Source organism: Streptomyces sp. NPDC087859, assembly GCF_044742595.1.
Taxonomy (GTDB): domain Bacteria; phylum Actinomycetota; class Actinomycetes; order Streptomycetales; family Streptomycetaceae; genus Streptomyces; species Streptomyces canus_F.
In genome coordinates, this window is sequence record NZ_JBIUUU010000001.1 from 257,517 (window position 1) to 277,636 (window position 20,120).

General features: G+C 66.7%; 21 protein-coding genes. 15 read left to right on the forward strand and 6 right to left on the reverse strand.

The features are described from left to right. Positions 1-8 precede the first annotated feature (8 nt). Positions 9-509, forward strand: coding sequence for a transcription elongation factor GreA (gene greA / locus ACIOHP_RS01200; protein ID WP_401882186.1), 501 nt, complete (start codon positions 9-11; stop codon positions 507-509). An 80-nt stretch (positions 510-589) separates the two neighbouring features. Here the strand turns inward: greA and ACIOHP_RS01205 are convergent, their stop codons facing one another. The 3 genes from ACIOHP_RS01205 to ilvA form a co-directional block, all read right to left on the reverse strand. After that, a complete protein-coding gene (locus ACIOHP_RS01205) occupies positions 590-1,435 on the reverse strand; it encodes an ABC transporter permease (protein ID WP_361548573.1) in 846 nt (281 codons plus the stop codon). Beyond that, on the reverse strand, positions 1,432-2,451 hold the full coding sequence (locus tag ACIOHP_RS01210; protein ID WP_401882189.1) for an ATP-binding cassette domain-containing protein: 1,020 nt from the start codon (positions 2,449-2,451) through the stop codon (positions 1,432-1,434). The genes ACIOHP_RS01205 and ACIOHP_RS01210 overlap by 4 nt, the downstream gene beginning before the upstream one ends. A 194-nt stretch (positions 2,452-2,645) precedes the next feature. Next, a complete protein-coding gene (ilvA, locus tag ACIOHP_RS01215) occupies positions 2,646-3,884 on the reverse strand; it encodes a threonine ammonia-lyase (RefSeq protein ID WP_361548567.1) in 1,239 nt (412 codons plus the stop codon). Between the two features lie 163 nt (positions 3,885-4,047). On the opposite strand from ilvA, the gene ACIOHP_RS01220 reads away from it, so the two are divergent. The 3 genes from ACIOHP_RS01220 to ACIOHP_RS01230 all read left to right on the forward strand — a co-directional run bounded on the left by ACIOHP_RS01220 (position 4,048) and on the right by ACIOHP_RS01230 (position 5,527). After that, the gene (locus ACIOHP_RS01220) at positions 4,048-4,554 is read left to right on the forward strand and encodes a MarR family winged helix-turn-helix transcriptional regulator (RefSeq protein ID WP_307037223.1); all 507 of its coding nucleotides are present in this window, start codon (positions 4,048-4,050) and stop codon (positions 4,552-4,554) included. 189 nt (positions 4,555-4,743) lie between these two features. After that, on the forward strand, positions 4,744-5,247 hold the full coding sequence (locus ACIOHP_RS01225; RefSeq protein ID WP_361480333.1) for a sigma factor-like helix-turn-helix DNA-binding protein: 504 nt from the start codon (positions 4,744-4,746) through the stop codon (positions 5,245-5,247). Between the two features lie 31 nt (positions 5,248-5,278). Continuing rightward, positions 5,279-5,527, forward strand: a complete 249-nt coding sequence (locus tag ACIOHP_RS01230) for a hypothetical protein (protein ID WP_351680126.1) — start codon at positions 5,279-5,281, stop codon at positions 5,525-5,527. A 37-nt stretch (positions 5,528-5,564) separates the two neighbouring features. Here the strand turns inward: ACIOHP_RS01230 and ACIOHP_RS01235 are convergent, their stop codons facing one another. Further along, positions 5,565-6,719, reverse strand: coding sequence for a cystathionine gamma-synthase (locus tag ACIOHP_RS01235; protein WP_361548562.1), 1,155 nt, complete (start codon positions 6,717-6,719; stop codon positions 5,565-5,567). A 183-nt stretch (positions 6,720-6,902) separates the two neighbouring features. On the opposite strand from ACIOHP_RS01235, the gene ACIOHP_RS01240 reads away from it, so the two are divergent. The 6 genes from ACIOHP_RS01240 to ACIOHP_RS01265 all read left to right on the forward strand — a co-directional run bounded on the left by ACIOHP_RS01240 (position 6,903) and on the right by ACIOHP_RS01265 (position 14,139). Beyond that, entirely contained in the window at positions 6,903-8,021 is a 1,119-nt protein-coding gene (locus ACIOHP_RS01240; RefSeq protein WP_361548559.1) for a hypothetical protein, read from the forward strand. Positions 8,022-8,146: 125 nt separating this feature from the next. Beyond that, a complete protein-coding gene (msrA, locus tag ACIOHP_RS01245) occupies positions 8,147-8,905 on the forward strand; it encodes a peptide-methionine (S)-S-oxide reductase MsrA (protein ID WP_401882194.1) in 759 nt (252 codons plus the stop codon). A gap of 408 nt (positions 8,906-9,313) precedes the next feature. Beyond that, entirely contained in the window at positions 9,314-10,573 is a 1,260-nt protein-coding gene (locus ACIOHP_RS01250) for a hypothetical protein (protein WP_401882197.1), read from the forward strand. 299 nt (positions 10,574-10,872) lie between these two features. Then, on the forward strand, positions 10,873-12,429 hold the full coding sequence (locus ACIOHP_RS01255) for a reverse transcriptase domain-containing protein (protein ID WP_401882200.1): 1,557 nt from the start codon (positions 10,873-10,875) through the stop codon (positions 12,427-12,429). Further along, positions 12,426-13,001 (forward strand): hypothetical protein, encoded by a 576-nt coding sequence (locus ACIOHP_RS01260; protein ID WP_401882203.1) that lies wholly within the window; start codon positions 12,426-12,428, stop codon positions 12,999-13,001. The genes ACIOHP_RS01255 and ACIOHP_RS01260 overlap by 4 nt, the downstream gene beginning before the upstream one ends. Positions 13,002-13,224: 223 nt before the next feature. After that, entirely contained in the window at positions 13,225-14,139 is a 915-nt protein-coding gene (locus ACIOHP_RS01265; protein WP_401882206.1) for a phosphotransferase enzyme family protein, read from the forward strand. 3 nt (positions 14,140-14,142) lie between these two features. On the opposite strand, the gene ACIOHP_RS01270 is transcribed toward ACIOHP_RS01265, so the two are convergent. Then, positions 14,143-15,516, reverse strand: a complete 1,374-nt coding sequence (locus ACIOHP_RS01270; RefSeq protein ID WP_401882209.1) for a sporulation protein — start codon at positions 15,514-15,516, stop codon at positions 14,143-14,145. Positions 15,517-15,723: 207 nt separating this feature from the next. Between ACIOHP_RS01270 and ACIOHP_RS01275 the strand changes: the two genes are divergently transcribed. Both ACIOHP_RS01275 and ACIOHP_RS01280 read left to right on the forward strand, forming a co-directional pair. Continuing rightward, positions 15,724-16,278, forward strand: a complete 555-nt coding sequence (locus ACIOHP_RS01275; RefSeq protein ID WP_401882211.1) for an ATP-binding protein — start codon at positions 15,724-15,726, stop codon at positions 16,276-16,278. A 309-nt stretch (positions 16,279-16,587) separates the two neighbouring features. Then, complete coding sequence (locus ACIOHP_RS01280) at positions 16,588-16,893, forward strand: hypothetical protein (protein WP_388629135.1); 306 nt, start codon at positions 16,588-16,590, stop codon at positions 16,891-16,893. A 407-nt stretch (positions 16,894-17,300) separates the two neighbouring features. On the opposite strand, the gene ACIOHP_RS01285 is transcribed toward ACIOHP_RS01280, so the two are convergent. Then, positions 17,301-18,080 (reverse strand): GntR family transcriptional regulator, encoded by a 780-nt coding sequence (locus tag ACIOHP_RS01285; RefSeq protein WP_401882215.1) that lies wholly within the window; start codon positions 18,078-18,080, stop codon positions 17,301-17,303. A 165-nt stretch (positions 18,081-18,245) separates the two neighbouring features. Between ACIOHP_RS01285 and ACIOHP_RS01290 the strand changes: the two genes are divergently transcribed. From ACIOHP_RS01290 to ACIOHP_RS01300, 3 genes are read left to right on the forward strand one after another with little or no spacing between them, the layout of a single operon-like run. Further along, positions 18,246-18,593: a hypothetical protein gene (locus ACIOHP_RS01290; protein WP_388629130.1), complete on the forward strand. Its 348-nt coding sequence runs from the start codon at positions 18,246-18,248 to the stop codon at positions 18,591-18,593. After that, complete coding sequence (locus ACIOHP_RS01295; protein WP_401883091.1) at positions 18,593-19,894, forward strand: FtsK/SpoIIIE domain-containing protein; 1,302 nt, start codon at positions 18,593-18,595, stop codon at positions 19,892-19,894. The genes ACIOHP_RS01290 and ACIOHP_RS01295 overlap by 1 nt, the downstream gene beginning before the upstream one ends. Then, on the forward strand, positions 19,891-20,088 hold the full coding sequence (locus ACIOHP_RS01300; protein WP_401882219.1) for a hypothetical protein: 198 nt from the start codon (positions 19,891-19,893) through the stop codon (positions 20,086-20,088). The genes ACIOHP_RS01295 and ACIOHP_RS01300 overlap by 4 nt, the downstream gene beginning before the upstream one ends. Positions 20,089-20,120 lie beyond the last annotated feature (32 nt).

The following is a 20,120-nucleotide window of genomic DNA, read 5'->3' on the forward strand; positions in this document are numbered from 1 at the left end:
GAGCACCTGTGACCCAGACCAGCGAAGACGTCACCTGGCTTACGCAGGAGGCGTACACCAAGCTCAAGGAAGAGCTGGCGTACCTGTCTGGTCCCGCGCGCGAGGAAGTCACCGCGAAGATCGCGGCCGCACGCGAGGAGGGCGACCTGCGCGAGAACGGCGGGTACCACGCGGCCAAGGAAGAGCAGGGCAAGCAGGAGCTCCGCATCCGCCAGCTGACCCAGCTCCTGGAGAAGGCGAAGGTCGGCGAGGCTCCGGCGTCCGCTGACGGCGCGGTGGCGCCCGGCATGGTCGTCACGATCGCCTTCGACGGCGACGAGGACGATACGACGACCTTCCTGCTCGCCTCCCGCGAATACGCCAGCGCCGACATCGAGACCTACTCGCCGCAGTCGCCGCTGGGCTCCGGCGTGCTCGGCCACAAGGTCGGCGAGGACGCGGAGTACGAACTGCCGAACGGCAGGAAGGCCTCCGTGAGGATTCTCAAGGCCGAGCCCTACAGCGCCTGATTCCCTTACCCCGCATTGCCCCGGCAGACCCCCGGCGTCTTACCGACGCCGGGGGTTTCGTCATACCGCCCGGAGTCTTTTCACGCGGTCGCGGACCGGTACTTCCGCACCGCCAGCGTCCTGAACAGGACGACGATCAGGATGGAGTAGATCAGCGACGCCCACACCGGATGCTGCATGGGCCAGGCGTCGGAGGTCGAGACCCCCGGGTTGCCGAAGAGCTCCCGGGAGGCCTGAACCGTGGCGCTGAACGGGTTCCAGTCGGCGACATGGCGCAGCCAGGGCGTCATCTGGCTGGAGTCCACGAACGCGTTCGAGACGAAGGTGACCGGGAAGAGCCAGATCAGCCCGCCCGAGGTGGCCGCCTCCGGGGTCCGCACGGAGAGTCCGATCAGGGCGCCGACCCAGGTGAAGGCGTACCCGAGCAAGAGCAGCAGACCGAAGGCGCCGAGCACCTCACCGGCGCTGGTGTGGGTGCGCCAGCCGACCAGCAGGGCGACCATCGCCAGCACGAACAGCGTGAGCGCCGTCTGCACCAGGTCGGCGAGGGTCCGCCCGGTCAGCACCGCGCCGCGCGCCATGGGCAGCGAGCGGAAGCGGTCGATGAGCCCCTTGTGCATGTCGTCGGCGATCCCGGCGCCCGCGCCCGCGGTGGCGAAGGTGACGGTCTGGGCGAAGATGCCGGCCATCAGGAACTCGCGGTAGACCGCGGGGTCCGTGGTGCCGCCGATGTTCATGGAGCCGCCGAACACATAGCTGAACAGCACCACGAACATGATCGGCTGGATGAGCCCGAAGATGACCATCTCGGGGATCCGGGACATGCGGATCAGGTTGCGTTTCGCGACGACCAGCGAGTCCCGGATCGACTGGCTGATCGGGTTCGTGGCGGGCGTGACGCGTACGGCGTCGGTGACGGCGCTCACTGGCCGGCCTCCTTCTTGTGGCCCCGGTCCTTGGCGTCCTGGGCGGCTCCGCTCGCGCCGTTCTCCTCCGTCTCGGCCTCCGCGTGGTGGCCGGTCAGGGAGAGGAAGACGTCGTCGAGGGTGGGGCGGCGCAGGCCGATGTCGTCTATCTCGATGCCGCGCGCGTCGAGTTCGCGGATGACTTCGGCGAGGAGCTTCGCGCCGCCGGTGACGGGCACGGTGAGCTTGCGGGTGTGGTCCTCGACGGTGGTGTCGCCCTTGCCGAAGCCGGCGAGCACCTCCCGGGCGGTCGGGATGTGCTCGCGCTCGTGCACCACGACCTCGACGCGCTCGCCGCCGGTGCGGGCCTTGAGCTGGTCGGAGGTGCCGCGGGCGATGACGCGGCCCTGGTCGACGACCGCGATGTCGTGCGCGAGGTGGTCGGCCTCTTCCAGGTACTGCGTGGTCAGCAGCAGGGTCGTACCGCCGGAGACGAGCTGCTTGATGACCTCCCACAGCTGCTGGCGGTTGCGCGGGTCGAGGCCGGTCGTCGGTTCGTCCATGAACATCACGGGCGGGGAGACGACCAGGGCGGCCGCGAGGTCGAGGCGGCGGCGCATGCCTCCGGAGTAGGTCTTCGCGGGACGGTCGGCGGCGTCCGCGAGGTGGAACTGGTCGAGCAGCTCACCGGCCCGGACCTTCGCGGCCTTGGCCTTCATCTGGTAGAGCTGGCCGACCATCTGGAGGTTCTCGCGGCCGGTCAGATACTCGTCGACGGCGGCGAACTGGCCGGACAGACCGATCGAGCGCCGCACCTCGTTGGGATGCTTGAGCACGTCGAGGCCCGCGACGACCGCCTTGCCGCTGTCGGGTCGCAGCAGGGTCGTCAGACAGCGGACGGTCGTCGTCTTGCCCGCGCCGTTCGGCCCGAGCAGGCCCAGGACGGTGCCCTCCGGCACGTCGAGGTCGACGCCGTCCAGAGCCCTTACGTCACCGAAGGTCTTCACCAGGCCTTCGGCATAGATGGCGCCTGGCATATGAGTCTCCACGTCGTCGGGGATTCTTCGAGAAGCCTAGGTTTGTGCGTTTTTCTCCGCCGGATGGGTGGCGGAGCGATGGCGGTGATCCGGCCATGAGACACACCATAACGCGATGTATCGCGTCTCTCAATGGACTTACCCGGACGAGTGATGGAGAAGCTCCTGAGCTGGGAGTTCGGTGCTCCGGCGGCTCAGTCGATGACCGTGTAGCCCGCGTCCCGCAGGGCCTGGCCGACCTCGGCGCAGTGCTCCGGACCCTTCGTCTCCAGGTGCAGCTCCACCTCCGCCTCCGTGAGCCCGAGCCGCGGATCGGTCCGTACGTGACTCACGTCGAGGACGTTAGCGTCCGCCACTGACAACGCCCCGAGAAGTGTCGCGAGGGCGCCCGGCCGGTCCGTCAGCCTGAGCCGTACGGCCAGATAGCGGCCCTGCGCGGACATACCGTGGCGCAGCACGCGTTGCAGGAGCACCGGGTCGACGTTGCCGCCGGACAACACCGCCACGACCGGCCCCTCGAAGGCACCGGGGTCGCTCAGCAGCGCCGCGACCGGGCTCGCCCCGGCGGGCTCGACGACCAGCTTGGCCCGCTCCAGACTCAGCAGCAGCGCGGCGGACAGCTCGTCCTCCGACACCGTACGCACTTCGTCGACCAGCTCGCCGATGATTTCGAACGGCACATCGCCGGGCCGACCCACCTTCATGCCGTCGGCCATCGTCGCCGGGTTCTCGATCGACACCGGGCGCCCGGCCGCCAGCGAGGGCGGGTACGCGGCCGCGCCCGCGGCCTGGACGCCGACGATCCGCACATCGGGCCTGATCGACTTCACCGCGACCGCGACACCGGCCGCGAGACCGCCGCCGCCGATGCCGAGGACGATCGTGCGCACCTCCGGGCACTGCTCCAGGATCTCCAGACCGACGGTGCCCTGACCGGCGATGATGTCGGGATGGTCGAAGGGGTGGATGAACACCGCGCCGGTCCGCTCCGCGTACTCCTGCGCGGCGGCCAGCGTCTCGTCGACCACCTGCCCGTGCAGCCGGACCTCGGCGCCGTACTCCCGGGTCGCGCTGATCTTCGGCAGCGGGGCGCCCTTCGGCATGAACACCGTGGACCGCACGCCGAGCAGGGCCGACGCCAGCGCGACGCCCTGCGCGTGGTTGCCGGCGCTCGCGGCGACGACCCCGGCGGCCCGCTCCTCGGGCAGCAGCCCGGCGATCCGGACGTATGCGCCGCGCAGCTTGAACGAGCCCGTCCGCTGGAGGTTCTCGCACTTGAAGTGCACCGGCGAACCCACCAGCTGGGACAGGTGCCGGCTGCCCTCCATCGCGGTCACCCGCGCCACCCCCAGGAGCATCTTCCGGGCGCCGCGCACATCGTCCAGGGTGACGGACCGCAGGGAGTGCAAGGAGTCAGCCGTGCCATAGCTCATGACACAAGCATCGCAGTTCACAGGCGCAAGCGGCCGCTGTGACCAACCTCCGAGACCGGTTTCCGCAGCGCCGGTACGGCCCGCCTTCCGGCCGCGTACCCTGTCCCCCAACCCAGCACCCCTTATCTGAAGTGAGCCCCCGGCCATGCCCACAACACCTGAAATGTCGATGGACATGACGACCGTCGGTGACACCGGTCTCCTCGACACGCTGCAGCACGAGGTGGCGGTCTTCGCCCGTCGTGCCGAACAGACCCGGCTCGGCGGGGTCGGGCAGGTGCGCAACTCCATGGACCGCGCCGCATATCTGCTGCTCAACCGGCTCGACAAGGAAGGCCCGATGGGCGTCAAGGCGCTCGCCGCGAGCATGGGCATCGACTCGTCGACGGTCACCCGGCAGGTGGCGCCGCTCGTGGACACCGGGCTCGTCAAGCGCACCTCGCACCCGGAGGACGGCCGGGCGGTGGTGCTCCAGCTGTCCCCGCGCGGGCTGTCGCGGCTGGAGGAAGTACGTTCCTCGCGGCGTCAGTTGATGGCGGAGCTGACACACGACTGGTCACCGGAGGAGCGCGAGGCGTTCTGCACGCTCCTCACGCGCTTCAACACCGCGCTCTCCTCCCGGATGGCGGCCCAGGGCCTGCCGGGCGCGGACGCGCCGTCAGCTTCCTGACCGCCCTTCACGCGCGCGTGGCGCACCCGTTTCCCGGGTGCGGGGCTCTCGAGGGGTGCGCGGCCCTTGACCGAAAGGCCACCCCTGGCCTCATATGAGACCGGGTCCTCGACTCGCACACGGTTCCGTATGCGGAACATGGCGCGGGTCCCGTTCCCTCACAGGTCGCCCTCAGGCGGGAGGCGCGCGGTGCGACAACGGCATGCGTCCCAAGACGCCCGCCGGGCCCGGGAGTTCAAGGCGTTCGTCGCGGGCGCCTCCGGGCGGCTGCTGCATGCCGCGACGCTTCTGACGGCCGAGGCTCCGGACGACAACCCCCGCGCGCGGCGCCTGCTGACGCTGGCGCTCGCCCACACGTACGCGTGCTGGGACGGACTGCGCGGCGAGGACCCCTACGACCGCACCCGCCAGTACCTGGCCACCCGCTTCGCCCGCGGCGCCTGGCACCAGTACGGCGGCCTGGGCGGTCACCGACCGCACCCCGCGAGCCCGTTGGCCGCGCTGGCCCCGCAGGAGCGCCTCGTTCTCGTTCTGCGGCTCTACGAGGGCGTCGCCGAGGAACAGACGGCCGCCCTGCTCGGACTCGCCACGGAACGCGTCCGCACGATCTGCGACCGGGCGACGGCGACACTGCTGCATCCCCCGCGGGGGCCCGCTCCGGCGGTGGGAGGCGCGAAGGTGGCGGCGTCATGAGGGCGGGGCGCCGCCCGGGAAGGGAGCGGCCATGAACCGGCCCGAACGCGAAGCCGCCGTACGCCGCATCATGGAGCAGGCGCATCCGCCCGTGCCGCCGGAGCTTCATGCCGAGGTGGTGCGCCGGGGCGGCCGCATGCTGCGGCGCAGGCGGGCAGCCCTGCGGCTGATGTGGTTCCTGATGTTCGCGGCGAGCGTCGCGTTCGCCGTGTGGGCGGTGACGGCCCGGCCCTGGGTGGAGCCGCCGTCGGAGACGACTCCACCGCTGACCGGCTGGTGACCGGCCGGAACGCCCGGCTCGTGCACCGTCGAAGGGACTAGCCCAGAGCCTGCTGAAGGTCTTCCAGCAGGTCGTCGACGTTCTCGATGCCCACCGAGAGGCGTACGAGGTCGGCGGGGACCTCGAGGGCCGAGCCGGCGACCGACGCGTGCGTCATACGGCCGGGGTGCTCGATCAGGGACTCGACGCCGCCCAGGGACTCGCCCAGCGTGAACACCTTGGCGCGGTTGCAGACCTCGACGGCCGCCTCCTCGCCGCCCGTGACCCGGAAGGAGACCATGCCGCCGAAGGACCGCATCTGCTTGGCGGCGACCTCGTGACCGGGGTGGTCCTCCAGACCGGGGTAGAGCACCTTCGTCACGCGCGCGTGCCGGGTCAGCATGTCGGCGACCTTGGTCGCGTTCTCGCTGTGCCGGTCCATGCGCACCGACAGCGTCTTGGCCCCGCGCAGCACCAGCCAGGAGTCGAAGGGCCCGGCGACCGCGCCCATCGCGTTCTGGTGGTACGCCAGTTCCTCACCGAGCGCCTCGTCGGCCGTGACCAGCGCGCCGCCGACGACGTCCGAGTGGCCGCCCATGTACTTGGTCAGGGAGTGCACGACGACGTCGGCGCCGAGTGACAGCGGCTGCTGCAGATACGGCGTGGCGAAGGTGTTGTCGACGACGAGCTTCGCGCCGGCGTCCCGGGCGATCTGCGCGACGGCGGCGATGTCGGTGATGCCGAGCAGCGGGTTGGAGGGGGTCTCCACCCACACGGCCTTGGTCTTCGGGGTGATGGCGGCCCGGACGGCGGCCGGGTCGCTGGTGTCGGCGACCGACCATTCGACGCCCCAGCGGGCGACGACCTTCGCGAAGAGCCGGAACGTGCCGCCGTACGCGTCGTTGGGGATGACCACGTGGTCGCCGGGACTGAGCAGCGTACGCAGCAGGCAGTCCTCGGCCGCCAGTCCGGACGCGAACGCGAGGCCCCGCCGGCCGCCCTCGAGGGCGGCGAGGTTCTCCTCCAGGGCGGTGCGTGTCGGGTTGGCGCTGCGGCTGTACTCGTAGCCGCCGCGCAGGCCGCCGACGCCGTCCTGCTTGTAGGTCGAGACCTGGTAGATCGGCGGGACGACCGCACCGGTGAGGGGGTCCGCCGTGTTGCCCGCGTGGATGGCGAGCGTCTCGAAGTGCTGACTGATGTGCCTGTCGCTCATGGGCACCGAGCGTAGTCCGCTCGCGGGGCAGGCGTCGCACAGCGAGGCTGGAGAAGGGTTTTCCCCAGGTCGCGGAGCCTGGACGGGAGGTTTTCCCCAGGCTTTCGGGGCAGGGACAGGGGGTTTTCCACAGGCCCGGGACCGGGTTGGCCAATTGTCGGCGGCGTCTGGAACGCTTGAGGCATGGAAATTCTCTGGGTCCTGATGGCGGTGGTCATGCTCGGCTTCGTGCTGCTGCCGGTCCTGCGGCGCCGCCGGGGCATGATCGAGCAGGTCCCGCCGGGCCACCCGGACGCCGCGGACCCCGCGGACTACGGCTTCGTGCGGCAGGAAGAGCTGGACGTCCGCATGCCCGGCCCCGACCAGGACCTGCTGGACGTCCTGGACCTGGTGCAGCGCACCCAGGACTACCGGGCGGCCTCCCAGCTGCTGGCGGGCACCGAGGCGACGGGCGAGCTGCGCTGGCAGCGTGTGCAGGCCTTCGCTGGCGCGGCCTCCCTGGAGCTGTCGCAGCGGCCGGGCGGGGTGAGCGAGTCGCCGGGCGGCCAGTGGCTGCGGGTGTGGCGGTCCGAGCAGCCCAAGGACGCGGGCGGTGCGGCCATCCACGCGGAGTTCCTGGTGCAGCAGGCGTGGCGGACGGCGACGCCCGGCACGGACTCGTTCCGGATCATCATGGAGGAGGCGAAGGCGGCGTGCGGCGAGGCGGCGCTGCTGGCGCCGGGTGACCCGATCCCGTACATCGTCGAGCTGTCGGTGGCCCGTGGCCTCGCCTATCCGCGGGCGGAGTTCGAGCAGCTGTGGCTGAAGATCCTGGACCGTGCCCCGGCGCACATGGGCGCGCATCTGGCGGCGCTGCACTACTGGTGCGAGAAGTGGCACGGCTCGCGTGAGCTGGCGATGTCCTTCGCGGAGGCGGCCGCGGCCCGCGCCCCGCGGGGCTCCCTCCTGGCCGCCATGCCCCTGTTCGCGGTCTTCGAGCACCTGCCCGAGGTGAACCTGGTCAGCGGCTTCTACCAGAGCGAGACCGTCACCAAGGCGATGCACGGGGCACTGCACGCCGTGCACTCGGCCCGCGCGGACGACCCGATGCTGGCGCATGTGCGGCACATGCTGGTCTTCTTCCTGGTCCGCGGCGAGCGCTGGCAGGAGGCCATGAACCAGTTCATACACATCGACGGCCACGTGGGCGCCCTGCCGTGGACCCTGTCCCCCGATCCGGCGGCCGAGTTCGCGGTCTACCGGGCGCTGGCGGTGGCGGGCTACGAGGCGAACGGCGGCAGCCCGGCGACGCTGCCGCACTGACGGGCACCGGGACCGGCGTCGCCCCGCCCCGACGGAATGCGGGGCGGCGCCGGGCCGTTGTGCGTGATGCCGGTTCCGGCCACCACCGCGGGGACCGGCGAGGAGACGAGAAGGAGCCCGCGCCCATGCTGTTCGGCCGTACGCCCGTCCTGCCCACCGCCGAGCAGGCGCTGAAGGGCCGCCCCACCCCGGTGTTCACGGCGCCCGACCGGCACACCGTCCTCGGCACCCCGCTGCTCGGCCCCTACCCCGAGGGCCATGAGATCGCCGACTTCGCCCTGGGCTGCTTCTGGGGCGCCGAGCGCACGTTCTGGCAGCTCCCCGGCGGCGTCTGGACGACCCTGGTCGGCTACCAGGGCGGCCATACCGAGAACCCCACCTACGAAGAGGTCTGCTCCGGCCTGACCGGCCACACCGAGGTCGTCCGTGTCGTGTACGACCCCTCGCTCATCTCCTACGAGCGCCTCCTGAAGACCTTCTGGGAGTCCCACGACCCCACCCAGGGCTTCCGCCAGGGCAACGACGTCGGCACCCAGTACCGCTCCGCGATCCACACCCACACCCCCGCCCAGGCCACCGCCGCCGAAGCCTCCCGCGAGACCTACCAGAGGCGCCTCACCGGCACGGGCCACGGCACGATCACCACGGAGATCCTGCCGGCGGCGGGGCGTGCCTTCTATCCGGCCGAGGGGTATCACCAGCAGTACCTTTCGGGCAGCAAAAACCCGGGCGGGTACTGCGGGCTGGGTGGAACCGGAGTGTCCTGTCCGATCGGTGTAGCCAAGGGGGCGCCTGAGCGTCTCGACTGCACCATCCGGCCGCAGATGGAAACTTGGCCAGTAAGCAACAGGGGCAGAGAAGTTGCAGCCGCCGACGGCAAGTAAGGACTCTCCGACCAGCGGTCACGCTCACTGACGTGAGTGAGGCGTGCGGCGCATCGTGGAGGCTTGGGGGACGGCCGTGAGGAAGAGGCTGCCGTCCTGCGGGCGCTCGATGCACAGCGTGGCGGCGTGGGATCGTGCGGGAGGCGGCTAGAACGCCTCTGCCGCTTCCTTGAGGCTCAACGAGGTCCGCTCCGAGGTGGAGTGGGATGAGGCCCTACCGCCCTTCGGGGACGCTCTGGCGGTCTCTTGGGGCGTTCTCGGGGCAAGGCTTCGTGTGAACTGTGCCGCCATGCGCATCAGCAGCCGCAGAGATGTCCGATCCATCGCGAACGGGTCATGCACCCCTGCCGAAGCTTCAGCAGGCCAAACAACGATGCTTTTTCGGACCATCAAGACTAAAGTGTCCACATGGCCGACTTCGAGGGAATTCCTCTTTTTGGAGATGTGGCAAGTTCTGGGAGTCTTTATCCCCTCAGAGCAGCACCAGAATTCGGTGACGTAGCGAAGCTCTCGACGAATGTAGAGGTCGAGGTACGCGAAGGCGTGAAAGCCGTTGTCGTCCGCGGAATAGCCGCTTCGAGATATGAAGCAGTAACTGCTGTCGCGCCAGAGTTGGCAAACCAAGGACTTGATATCTTCGCTCTCAAGGGGCGCACACCACTGGCCCTTGAAGATGTGGAGCGTGCGCATGCTGTTTGGTGGATCGCAGGGCAGGAGGTCGTAATCCGGTTCTGGTGCTCGGCTACCATCACAGCAGCGATCAGAGCCACGGCAGAGGTACGCGGACCTGACGGTCGACTGAGGCCTCCCGATGCCGAAAAGACTCCGCATTGGCAAGAAAGCATGCGTTACTACCGAATGTCAGAACTGACAGACGACCTCTTTGACGCCTTCCGAAACATCTACCTTGCTCTTGAATCTCTGCTGAGTTGGCGGCAGCCAAAGCTGCTGAAGAGCAATGGCAAACCTGAGCGTGACGAAGATTGGTTCAAGCGAGCGCTAGCGGCCGAGGGGCGGTCAGTAGATCTGCGGAGCTTCTCGGTTCCTTCGAGCGGCAATGCCGTGCATGACATCTACGACGAACTGCACAACCAGATTCGCAATCGTATCTTCCATGCCAAGGATGGTCTCTCTAGCGCGAAGGCAAAGGGTACGCAGCCGATGCTCCCGCAGAGGATTGCCGAACGTGCACAGGTCGCAAGGGCGAAGGAGCGATATGGCCGGCTGTACCTCGCTCTGGCGGAGAAGATCTTCAGTGCGCAATTCCCCGTCGGAGGTTCAGGTCTCACAAAGGAGGCGGCGCGCCGTATTCTCGGGGTGCTCACCCGGGGATGGAACATCGCTTTCACCGGCGACCCCACACCTGCGGATGCTTCAGATTCGGAACTGTCTCCCAACGGCGAAGCCTTTATGACACTTCCTGCGCGTGAGTTTATGGACTCCCAGGACAAGGAATCCGTTGCAGTGATCGCCGATACGTGCGTCCCGGTAAGCGTGAGCGGTGTTTCAGCCGTTGGCCGGATGGCAACAGTGAGTCAAGAGGGATCTCTCGGGGCCATCTACAGCCTTGAAGGCCGTTTAGACCTCGATGGATTCGATCATTGCGAGTTCGTGTTCTCATTCCATATGGCTGGTCAACGAGCACGAAAAACACTCTATGCAACGTAAACACGAGCGGCGCTGAATCGTCCCCTGCGTCCGGGAACCCGACACCGCCAGCGTTCGCAGCGAACTTCTTGGCAGCGGGCGCCATCCCACTCGTCGAGGCGGGACGGCGGCGAGGGGCAGTGACTGCCGTCCGGAAGGCGCTTGGTTCCCAGGGCGAGTAGCAGGGGATCATGCAGGACACGCCGCCGACGCCCTTGCCGCTCTCTGAGGGCTCTTCCACCGTCCACTGAGACTACCTGGCCGGGACGAGCAAGGAGGACGCCCTCACGTTGCTCCGATCAAAGCGTATGCCTAGGCCCTTGCTCACTGCCATCATGCTTACCTCAACCTATGACCGGCAGGAAGCGGAGCACATGGCGACCAACGATGTGCAGAACTTGAACATCCCTAAAGCAGTCAAGGCCGTGCTCGCGAAACCACTCGATCGGCTTCCTGCCCTCATTACTGATCGATCACTGGCGAATTCACACCAAACTTTGACTAGTCTTGCAGAAATTGCATTGCTGCCTAACGCTGGCATCGCTGTAGAAACCATCACCATGCCAAAGAAGAAGTTCGGCCACAGGCCGATCGTAATTTCAGACGTGGCGTCCAGATGTCTCTACGTAGCCCTAGTGGACTCTATCGATAAGCAACTGGAGCCGGACAGTCGCAGCGAGGGGAACTGGGGCATCTTCGAGAAGTTTGCCGAAGAATCCCCGAGCGAATACATCGTCGATATTGACATTGCCGCCTGCTACGAGTTTATCGATCACGAAATATTGCATCGTGAACTTCTGATGCGAACTATGGATTACGGCAAAGCCGATGCGATTCGATCCTTCCTGAAAAGGTGCTCTTTCAATGGCCGCGGTCTACCTCAACTTTCGACACCTAGCGACCGTTTGGCCGACCTCTACTTGAGCGTGTTGGAACGCCAGCTACTGCGTCACAAGCTTCCTGTTGTCCGCTATGCAGATGACTTTCGTATCAGGGTAGAAAATTGGGAGATGGCTAATGGAGTAATCGAGTACGCAGCGGAGTATGCGCGCGAACTTGGACTTATCCTGTCCTCAGATAAGACAGGTATCATGCGAGCCGAGGCTCACAGAGCGCGGGCCAAGAACAGAGATGTTCTACAAAAGAAGTACTTCGACAGCGCGAAATCTCGCCTTACTCTGATTCAACTGGTACAGCGCGACTATGACGACGTAGAATTCGTGGAAATTCCACCGGATGACGAGAATGCGTTGAAGGAATCAATGCGGCGCATCATTGCCGACTGGCAGGCATCTGTTGCAGGACGTCAGCCAGATACGGAGACCTACAAGGCAAGGGAACTCCGTCGCATGTTGCCCCTCGCTATTACGGTTCTGCAAAAGGACAGTCGAAGAATTGATTCAGAAGTCTTCACAAATCTAATCTTTCGGGAGCCGATACGCCTAGAGCGGGTCTGCAAATATATCCTCAGTCGCATGGATTCTTTTTCGGAACCTGAAGAAAACTGGTCCCTCGTGCGTAAGGTGATCGAGGCGGGGAGAATCGGACCATCAGGGCGAATCTGGCTACTCCATGTTACTGGAAGGCTTCCGAAGGGAAGCTCAGTAGACTGCAATTGGGTACTCGCCTGGGCGAAGGAACAGTGTAGCGATCGTCATGAAATGGTAAGAGCGGAAGCCGCATGGGTATCAGCCAAGTTCAGCGCCCTAACTGATGACATGACTGTGGAACTTCTAAAGGCTTCCACGAAAATCTCAGAACACGCTATCGCAGCAGCCATGGGACGCCAAGGAGATCTAAATGCTTCCCTTAGGAAGTCTGTCATAAATGCAGGCTCCTTGAATAGGGAAGCCTTCTCCTGGGGGGAGCAGAATTGACTACGTGGCAGCTTACAGAAAGCGGTGAAGGCGTGCTGCGAAGAGTCGGCATCCTGGGCACCATGCCGTATGCGGATACTGATCAAGACGGAATTCAAGCGGCAGTTGTTTCCTGCGCTACGCTGGTTGAAGCTCACGTTGACAAAGTAGTCAAGAGCCTGTTTGCAGCTGATACCGCCATGTCTTTCCGGCTGGCACGCGTACTGCATTCAGAGGTGGAGGACTCAATCTTCAGGACGTGGGAAGCCAGGCGCAAATGGCTATCCATAGCTTTCGATATCAACGTATCCGGAGACAAAGCCTCTCAGGACTTTGATGCAGTCATCGACCTACGAAACAGCATTGTGCATGGAGATAGTCAACTCACTGATCTACAGCTAAGTAAAATTAAGGATCTTTTTCGACTCAAAGAGCAGTATGCGCGCGTACTTTCCGCGCAGGTGAATGGGCGACTCATAATCTTGTCACCTGAGGTAGCAGTTAGGGCCGCCACTGTGTCGCGAGATTTCGTCCTACATTTCGATAGAGAATTGCTAACCGAGTATCCGACTCTCACGGTTCGCGCTTCCTGACGATTTCGAGGGGCACCCGTCGGTGCCTCTCAATGTCCCGATCGGCAGGGAGGCCGGCCGAAGCCGGTGGCCGACTGGGGTGTGCATAGCATCCCTGAATGCCGCCACTCGCCTCGATCGGCTGTTGCTGGGTACGGTCATGGTTGTGTCCGGTGCACGTCGGGTTGGTCACCTGTGGGCGTGCGCTGGTTGATCGCGCGCGACTAGGGGAGCTGGTACGGGCATGGCGGTTGACGCTGCTCGATCGGAAGAGGGGTTCACGTCGGCGGGGGCTACGCGGGTGATGGTGGCCGCGTGCCGGGCTGCGGGGCTTGATGACAGAGGCGCGGAGTTGATCCGGCTCGGGGAGAACGCGTTGTTCCGGCTGGCCTCGGCTCCAGTGATCGTGCGCGTGGCCCGAGGGGAAGAGTGGCTGCCGAAGGCGCGCACGGAAGTCGACGTCTCGCGGTGGCTGGCGGAGGAAAGGTTCCCCGCCGCTCGGATCGTTGAGGATCTTGAGCAGCCGCTCTTGGTCGATGGTCACCCGGTGACGTTCTGGCATCTGATCGTCGAGGGCGATCGCAAGGCCACCTATGAAGAGCTGGGTGGTGTCCTGCGGGAGCTGCACTCCCTGACAGTGCCGGAAGGGCTCGAACTGCCGCCGTTCGAGCCTTTCGACAAGCAGGAGCTGCGGATGGAGCGGGCCGTCATCCCGCAGGATGACAAGGTCTTCCTGCGGAAGCGGTGGTGGGAGCTGCAAGGCAAGTACGCGGAGCTGCGGTTCGAGACGCCGAAGGGGCCCGTGCATGGGGATGCCCATGTGCAGAACCTCATGGTCGACGACCGCGGGCAAGTGATCCTGATCGACTTCGAGGCCTTCTGCTACGACCACCCTGAGTGGGACCTGATGGTCACGGCCGTGGAGCACCACAGTCTTGGGTGGCAGACCGACGAGCAGTACGCCGACTTCGTGGCCGCGTACGGGCGGGATCTGTACGACTGGCACGGGTACGAGGCGCTGCGTGGCATCCAGGAGTTCGGCATGACGACGTGGCTGATGCAGAACGTGCAGGAGGATGAGGAGACGGCGGCCGAGTACCGCCGGCGCATCGCCGGTCTGCGTAACGATGATGCGCCTCGGGACTGGCGGCCCTGGTAGGGGCTACTCGTCGTCCTCCAGGCGGGCGAGTGCGTCGTGCACCTGGTCGTTGAAGGCGGCCACGGTGGGGTTCGTTGCGTGGATGCTCACCTCGACCTGGAAGTCGGCCACGTAGCGCTGGAAGCGTGTCGACTGGAGTGTGTCGCCGCCGTCCATGGCGAGGCTGGCTGTTGTGACGGCGGCTTCCAACTCGCCGCTGAGTAGCTGGCTTTGGGCAAGCACCATGCGGCAGAAGCCCAACGTGCGGGCGTACTTCGGGTCGGTGCTGTCCACGGCACGCTGGGCCTGCTCGACGGCTTCGCGGCGCATCTTGAGGTCGCGGAAGCAGTGGCAGAGCTCGCCCATGAGCTCGGCCGAGTCGAAGTAGCCCAGCCATGCGGGATCCTCGCCTGTGTCGGCGTGCTCAAAGTGGCGCTCTGCCTCGTTCATGGCGCGGCCCGCTGCGATGCGGTCGTCGGCGTTGGACAGGGCGCGGGCCTCCATGGCCGAGTAGTTCGCCATGGCACGCGGGGTGGCACGACCCTTGGCGCCCTCGACGGCGGCGCGGGCAAGCTGGATGGCCTGGGCGTGGTTTCCGAGGTAGTTGGCCTGGTGGCTGAGGTTGCCGAGGATGCGGGCGCCGAACATGCGGTCGTCGATGACCTGCGACAGGCGCAGCGTGGAGGTCAGGTAGCGGTGGGCTAGCTGGTGGTTTCCGGTGTCGTACGCGGTCCATGCGAGCAATTGGGAGACCTCGGCGGCTGCGCCGAATAACGCGGTGCCCACCCTCTCGCTGTAGCTGGCGTCCAGCAGGGGCAGGACCTCGTGGCGGAAGTAGTGGCGCAATGCCTTGTGGCCGTGGCCTCCGCCGTACTTGAAGTCGAGCTGCATGAACATCCCGGCCGCGTCCTTGATTGCCCGGACGTCGCGCATGCCGATGCGCTGGTTGCTGGGTCTGTCCACCTGGACGCCATCGGGGCGGGTGATCATCCAGGACAGAACTGCTGCGCTGAGGTCGCCGTCCGCAATGGTCAGCTGGTCGGAGGCTGGAGCATCGGCACGCTGGTCGGCAAGGTGTTCCAGCGTGGACAGCACGTCGGCCACTGTGCCTGGGTAGCCGATTGGCTGAGGCGTTGCCCGCTCTGCGTGATCGAAGAATCCGAGATCGCCGGGGGTGATCCTGCGGGCCAGTTTGGCGCTCAGGACCTCCGCCATGATCGCCGCCGTCTGGGGCTGGATGCCTGCGCCGTCTCGCCATCGCTGCACGGCGACGTGCGTCGTTCCGAGGTTCATGCCGCGCTGGGCGCCGGCGTCCTTCATCCGCTTCGCAAGGCCCTTGTTGGAGACCTGCGCTTCGTTCATGGCGGCGATTAACTTCGCGTTCGGCTCTCGGCTCATGCTCCCCTGCCAACCCGAGAATGACGGCGAGTGTTCATCCTGTCACAGGAGTATCGCGCTAGGGGGTTCATCGGTGAACCCCCTTTGCATTTGCCGGTGTTCACGTGAACCCCCTGGTGGACACTCCCGGCTGGACCTCCCGCGTCGTTCACTGTTCGGCACTGGTCGACGGGCTGCACGGCCCGACAGTGCTCGGGAGGGAACGCGGTGGAAACGCAGCACAGCAAACGCACGGCTAACGTCTCGACGGCGGCTGCTCCGCGCCGTTCGGTGCATGACCCGGCCAACGGGCACTTCCGGGCGCTGACGCTCTTCGCCGAGTCGCCGGACTGCGCGAAGGCCGCGCGGGACTTGGCCGGCTCGTACCTCCATACCTGGGGGCTGGGTCACGCGGTCGATGTCACGCAGCTCGTCGTGTCGGAGTTGGTCGGGAACGTCGTACATCACGCAGTGCCCGATGGCTGCCTTGCGCGGCCCGGTGCCGGACGGCGAATCGATGTGGCCTTGATGACGTGGCCCGAGGTGCTCGTGATCGGGGTGTCGGATGAGGACTCGACACCGCCTGAGCTTGCGGTGGGTGAGTTCGTATCGCCTGAGCTCGCGGGCGATTTCTCCGAGGCGCTCTTGCCGGACCGCGGGCGCGGCCTGCTGATCATTCAGCGGCTGTCCGACGCGGTGTGGTGGTCGCCGGGGACGAACGGAGGAAAGACGGTGTGGTGCCGTCTGGACCTCGACCGGCTGTGGGTCGAGAACTCGGCCTGACAGAAGCCGGGTTGTCGCCCTGATCGACTCCTTCGCGATCAGGAGTGGGCGGCGATCCGGTCACCGGCTGGAGCCTGACCACTCCGGCTAGGGGCGCGGCCTCTCGTACAACCGGGGGCTCCCCTCCCGGAGGGGCCGCGCTCGACAACCTAAAACCGACGCCGGGCCACCCCATCAGCCCTGGAAAGCGAAGGGTGGCCCGGCTGGGAACACGACGGTTCCCGGTGCCTGATGGTACCGGGGCCGTCGTGCTGCATTTCTGCCCCGGAGTAAGGAAGTTGACGATCCGTTACCTCGATCGGGACAGAGGTGGGCAAGGTGTCTGGCGCAGATGAGGGTGGACTGGGCGACGGTCTGGACATCGCAGGCGTGGACTCAGCGCTGTGGGTGTCTGGGGTCGACTACATCGCGGGATGGCGTGTGGCTCGCGCGTCGGCCGACCGGTTGAACCGGGCTCTTTTGGGCGCGGGCTTCGAGTTGTCGGACGTGCGTGCCGTCGCCTCGACGAACGAGGACGGGCGCGGGGTCGTACGCCTGGCGGGCTGGCCGGACGCCGTGGACCGGCTCGCCGTACTCCTGGAGACGCTCGCCGACGGCAATGGTGGTGCGGCATGAGGCGCCTTTCCCCTGGTGAGCGGAGCACATGGGCACGTCGCCGACCGCAGAGACTTTGGGCGGTAGCTGCCATGGGGCGAGTGAACAGGGGGCCTTACGCTCGCCAGCGGATCGGGCAGTCCTTGGACCTGCCCGCAAGAGCCCGATCGGCCCCCTGTTCTTCGAGGCTCGCCCCATGGGAGCTGCCTAAAGTCTCGGAGGCCGGCGACCCCCAGCCACCCACGCCCCGTCCCTCGACGGCCGGTCGACGCTTCGACTCGTCTGGCCGGCTGCGGTGTGGGGCGTCCGGCGACCGGCCGGGACCGGCGGTCACGCCGCACGCCCGGCCGGGGCGGCCGGGCGACCCGGCGCGCCGCAGGCGCGCCCTTGAGGAAGTGAAGACGGTTTCGACCGATTGCCGTTGGCGATCACGCCTTGCCGGGTCGGGTGGGGTCCTCGTCGGCGGTGATCCGGTAGACGAGTGCGGCGCGGTCTGCTCCGATGCGGAGCTCTTCAAGGATCAGGGCGTCGCCGTCGGTGCCGCAGGTCACCCGGGAGACGTGCAGGACCGGGGTCGCGTCAGGCAGGCGCAGCGCGGTGCGCTCGTCGGGCAGCGGCATGCGGGCGCGGACCGCCTCGGACCACCACAGCTCGTGGCCGGCCTTCGTCAGCATCGCGTACACCGTCGCGGGATCGGTGTCCGGTGCCTCGGCGAGAGCGGGCACGGCGTTGGCGGTGGTGAAGGGGATCAGCGTGCGGTGCATCGCTCGGGCCCCGGTCGCTGGGTCGGCGAGCAGCCGGTCACAGCCGAACAGGGCATCCTCCACTTTGAGTTCCAGCTCGTGGGCGGTGGCTTCGGTGGCGCGGGTGCGGTAGGTGGTCGGTTCTTCCGTCTGCTGCCAGGCGGCTACGCCGTACAGCGTGAAGTGTCCGGCCGGCGTCTTGCCGACGTAGCGGGAGATGTCGGTGGCGGGGCCGCGGTCGGCGCGGACGAAGCTGCCCTTGCCGTGCCGGACATCGATGAGACCTTCCGCGCGCAGTGCGGCGATGGCGTTGCGGACCGTGGGTCGGGAGACCTGGTAGCGGGCCATGAGCTGGGCTTCCGATGGCAGGAGCGATTCCGGGGCGAACTCCCCGGACAAGATCGCTTCGCGGATTGCGGCGGCCACCTGCTGATAGAGGGCTCCGGGGCGCTGGATCTCCGTCATCTCGGCATCTCCGGGTTGAGGTCGTAGGCACGTCGCACGCGCGACATCACTCGTCAGCATAAGTAGTTGCACTCTCGCCGTACAGAACTCCATAGTCGTAACTCGTAAGGACAAGTGACGTCAGCATGTGGTTGACGCTCTGACTGGCCAAGGAGGCCAACACCAATGCAGTCCATTCCCGTGGACGCGGAGCGACTCGGCGTACTGCGGTGCGCCATCGCGCCCGAAGTGAAGATCAGCAACTTCGAGACACAGGAGGTGAAGAAGGACCGGGACGGCAACCCCGTCTACACCGTGGCCGTCACCGTGCGGCAGGACGGGCGGCGTATCTCCGTCATCGAGATCGCCGTGAGCGGTGAGCCGAAGGGCATCGAGGAAGGCCAGATCGTCAGGGTCACCGGGTTGACCGCGTTCGCCTGGTCGATGGGTGACCGGCACGGCATCAGCTTCCGCGCCGACGCGATCACGCCCGTGCACGGTGCTGTCGCGCGCACCAAGGGTGGTGAGGCGTGATGGGGCCGATCCTCCTCGCCTTCGCCTTGGCCGCGCTGGCCTGGGTGATGGTCGTCGGCGACCTGGTACGGCGGCATCGTCCGGCCTGGCACTGGTACGTCGTCGGCTACCCGGCGACCGCCTGCCGAGTGCTGTTCACCTGGCGCAGAGTCGCCCTGCTCAACGACCTGTCCGTGTCCCGCCTCCCGGCGCGCACGCTGGTGGGCCATCTGCTGGTCAAGGGCGATCCGGTACGGCCGATACCCCCGCGGGCGTCGTTCCCGCGTGCTACCCGCGTGGGGCTGACCGTGACTGTGCGGCTGCACGCGGGCCAGACTCCGGCGACGTACATGAAGGCGGCCGATGCCCTGGTGCACGCGTGGAAGATGCACGCGGTGCGGGTCACCTCTCCGGAACGCGGCGTCGTCTTACTGACGGCCATGGCCGGTGACCCCCTGGAACGGCCCGGCCTGGCCACGGCACCCACCGAACTGCTCTCCGCTCTCATCGGCGCATTGGAGAGCGGCGGCGCATGGGTCATGAACCTGCGACTCGTGCCGCACTGGCTCATCGCCGGGGCGACCCGGTCCGGCAAGTCCACCCTGCTGGCCCGGCTCATCACCCAACTCGCGCCGCAACCCGTCGCCCTGGTCGGCATCGACTGCAAGGGAGGCATGGAACTCGGCCTGTTCTCCGGGCGGCTGAGCGCGCTGGCCACGTGCCGACGCGAAGCGGTAGCCATCCTCACCGCACTCGTCGTCGACATGCAGGACCGGATGAGCGCATGCCGGGCGGCCGGCGTCCGCTCGATCTGGGAGCTGCCCGACAAGCTCCGGCCGATACCCGTCGTCGTGATCGTCGACGAGATCGCAGAGCTGTACCTGTCCGACGGCACCCGCGAGAGCAAGGCGGAAGCCGAACAGTGCTCCACCCTCCTGCTCCGGCTTGCCCAGCTCGGGGCCGCGCTCGGCCTGCACCTGGTCGTCGCCGGCCAACGCGTCGGCTCCGACCTCGGTTCCGGGGTCACCGCGCTCCGGGCCCAGCTCGGCGGCCGGATCTGCCATCGGGTCAACGACCCCGGCACGGCCGAGATGACCTTGGGCGACTTGAACAAGGACGCCGTGGCTGTGGCCCAAGCGATCACTGCGCAGGAACGGGGCGTGGCCGTCTGCACTGGACCGGACGGCGGCTGGAGTCGTGCCCGCTCGCACCTCACGTCGACCGAGGAAGCCGTATCCCTCACAAGGAAGTACGCGGCCATGACTCCCGAACTGACCTTTCTCACCAGTGCGTTCGCGACGCCCGAGGGGGACTCCGCATGATCAACGCCGGTGCAGCCGTGTCGCTCGTGTTGCTCTTCGGGATCATCACCGTTCTTCTCGTCCGCTCCCGTGACGTCCGGGCCTGGGAAGCGATCTGCATCGCCCTGTTCGGCATGTACCTCGGCCAGACCCCCGTCAGCCTCACGGTCAACGGCTTCATGACCTGGCTTCTCAGCGGCTTCTCCCACTTCTAGGCAGGAAGGACGTACGCCATGCCCATGCCTCG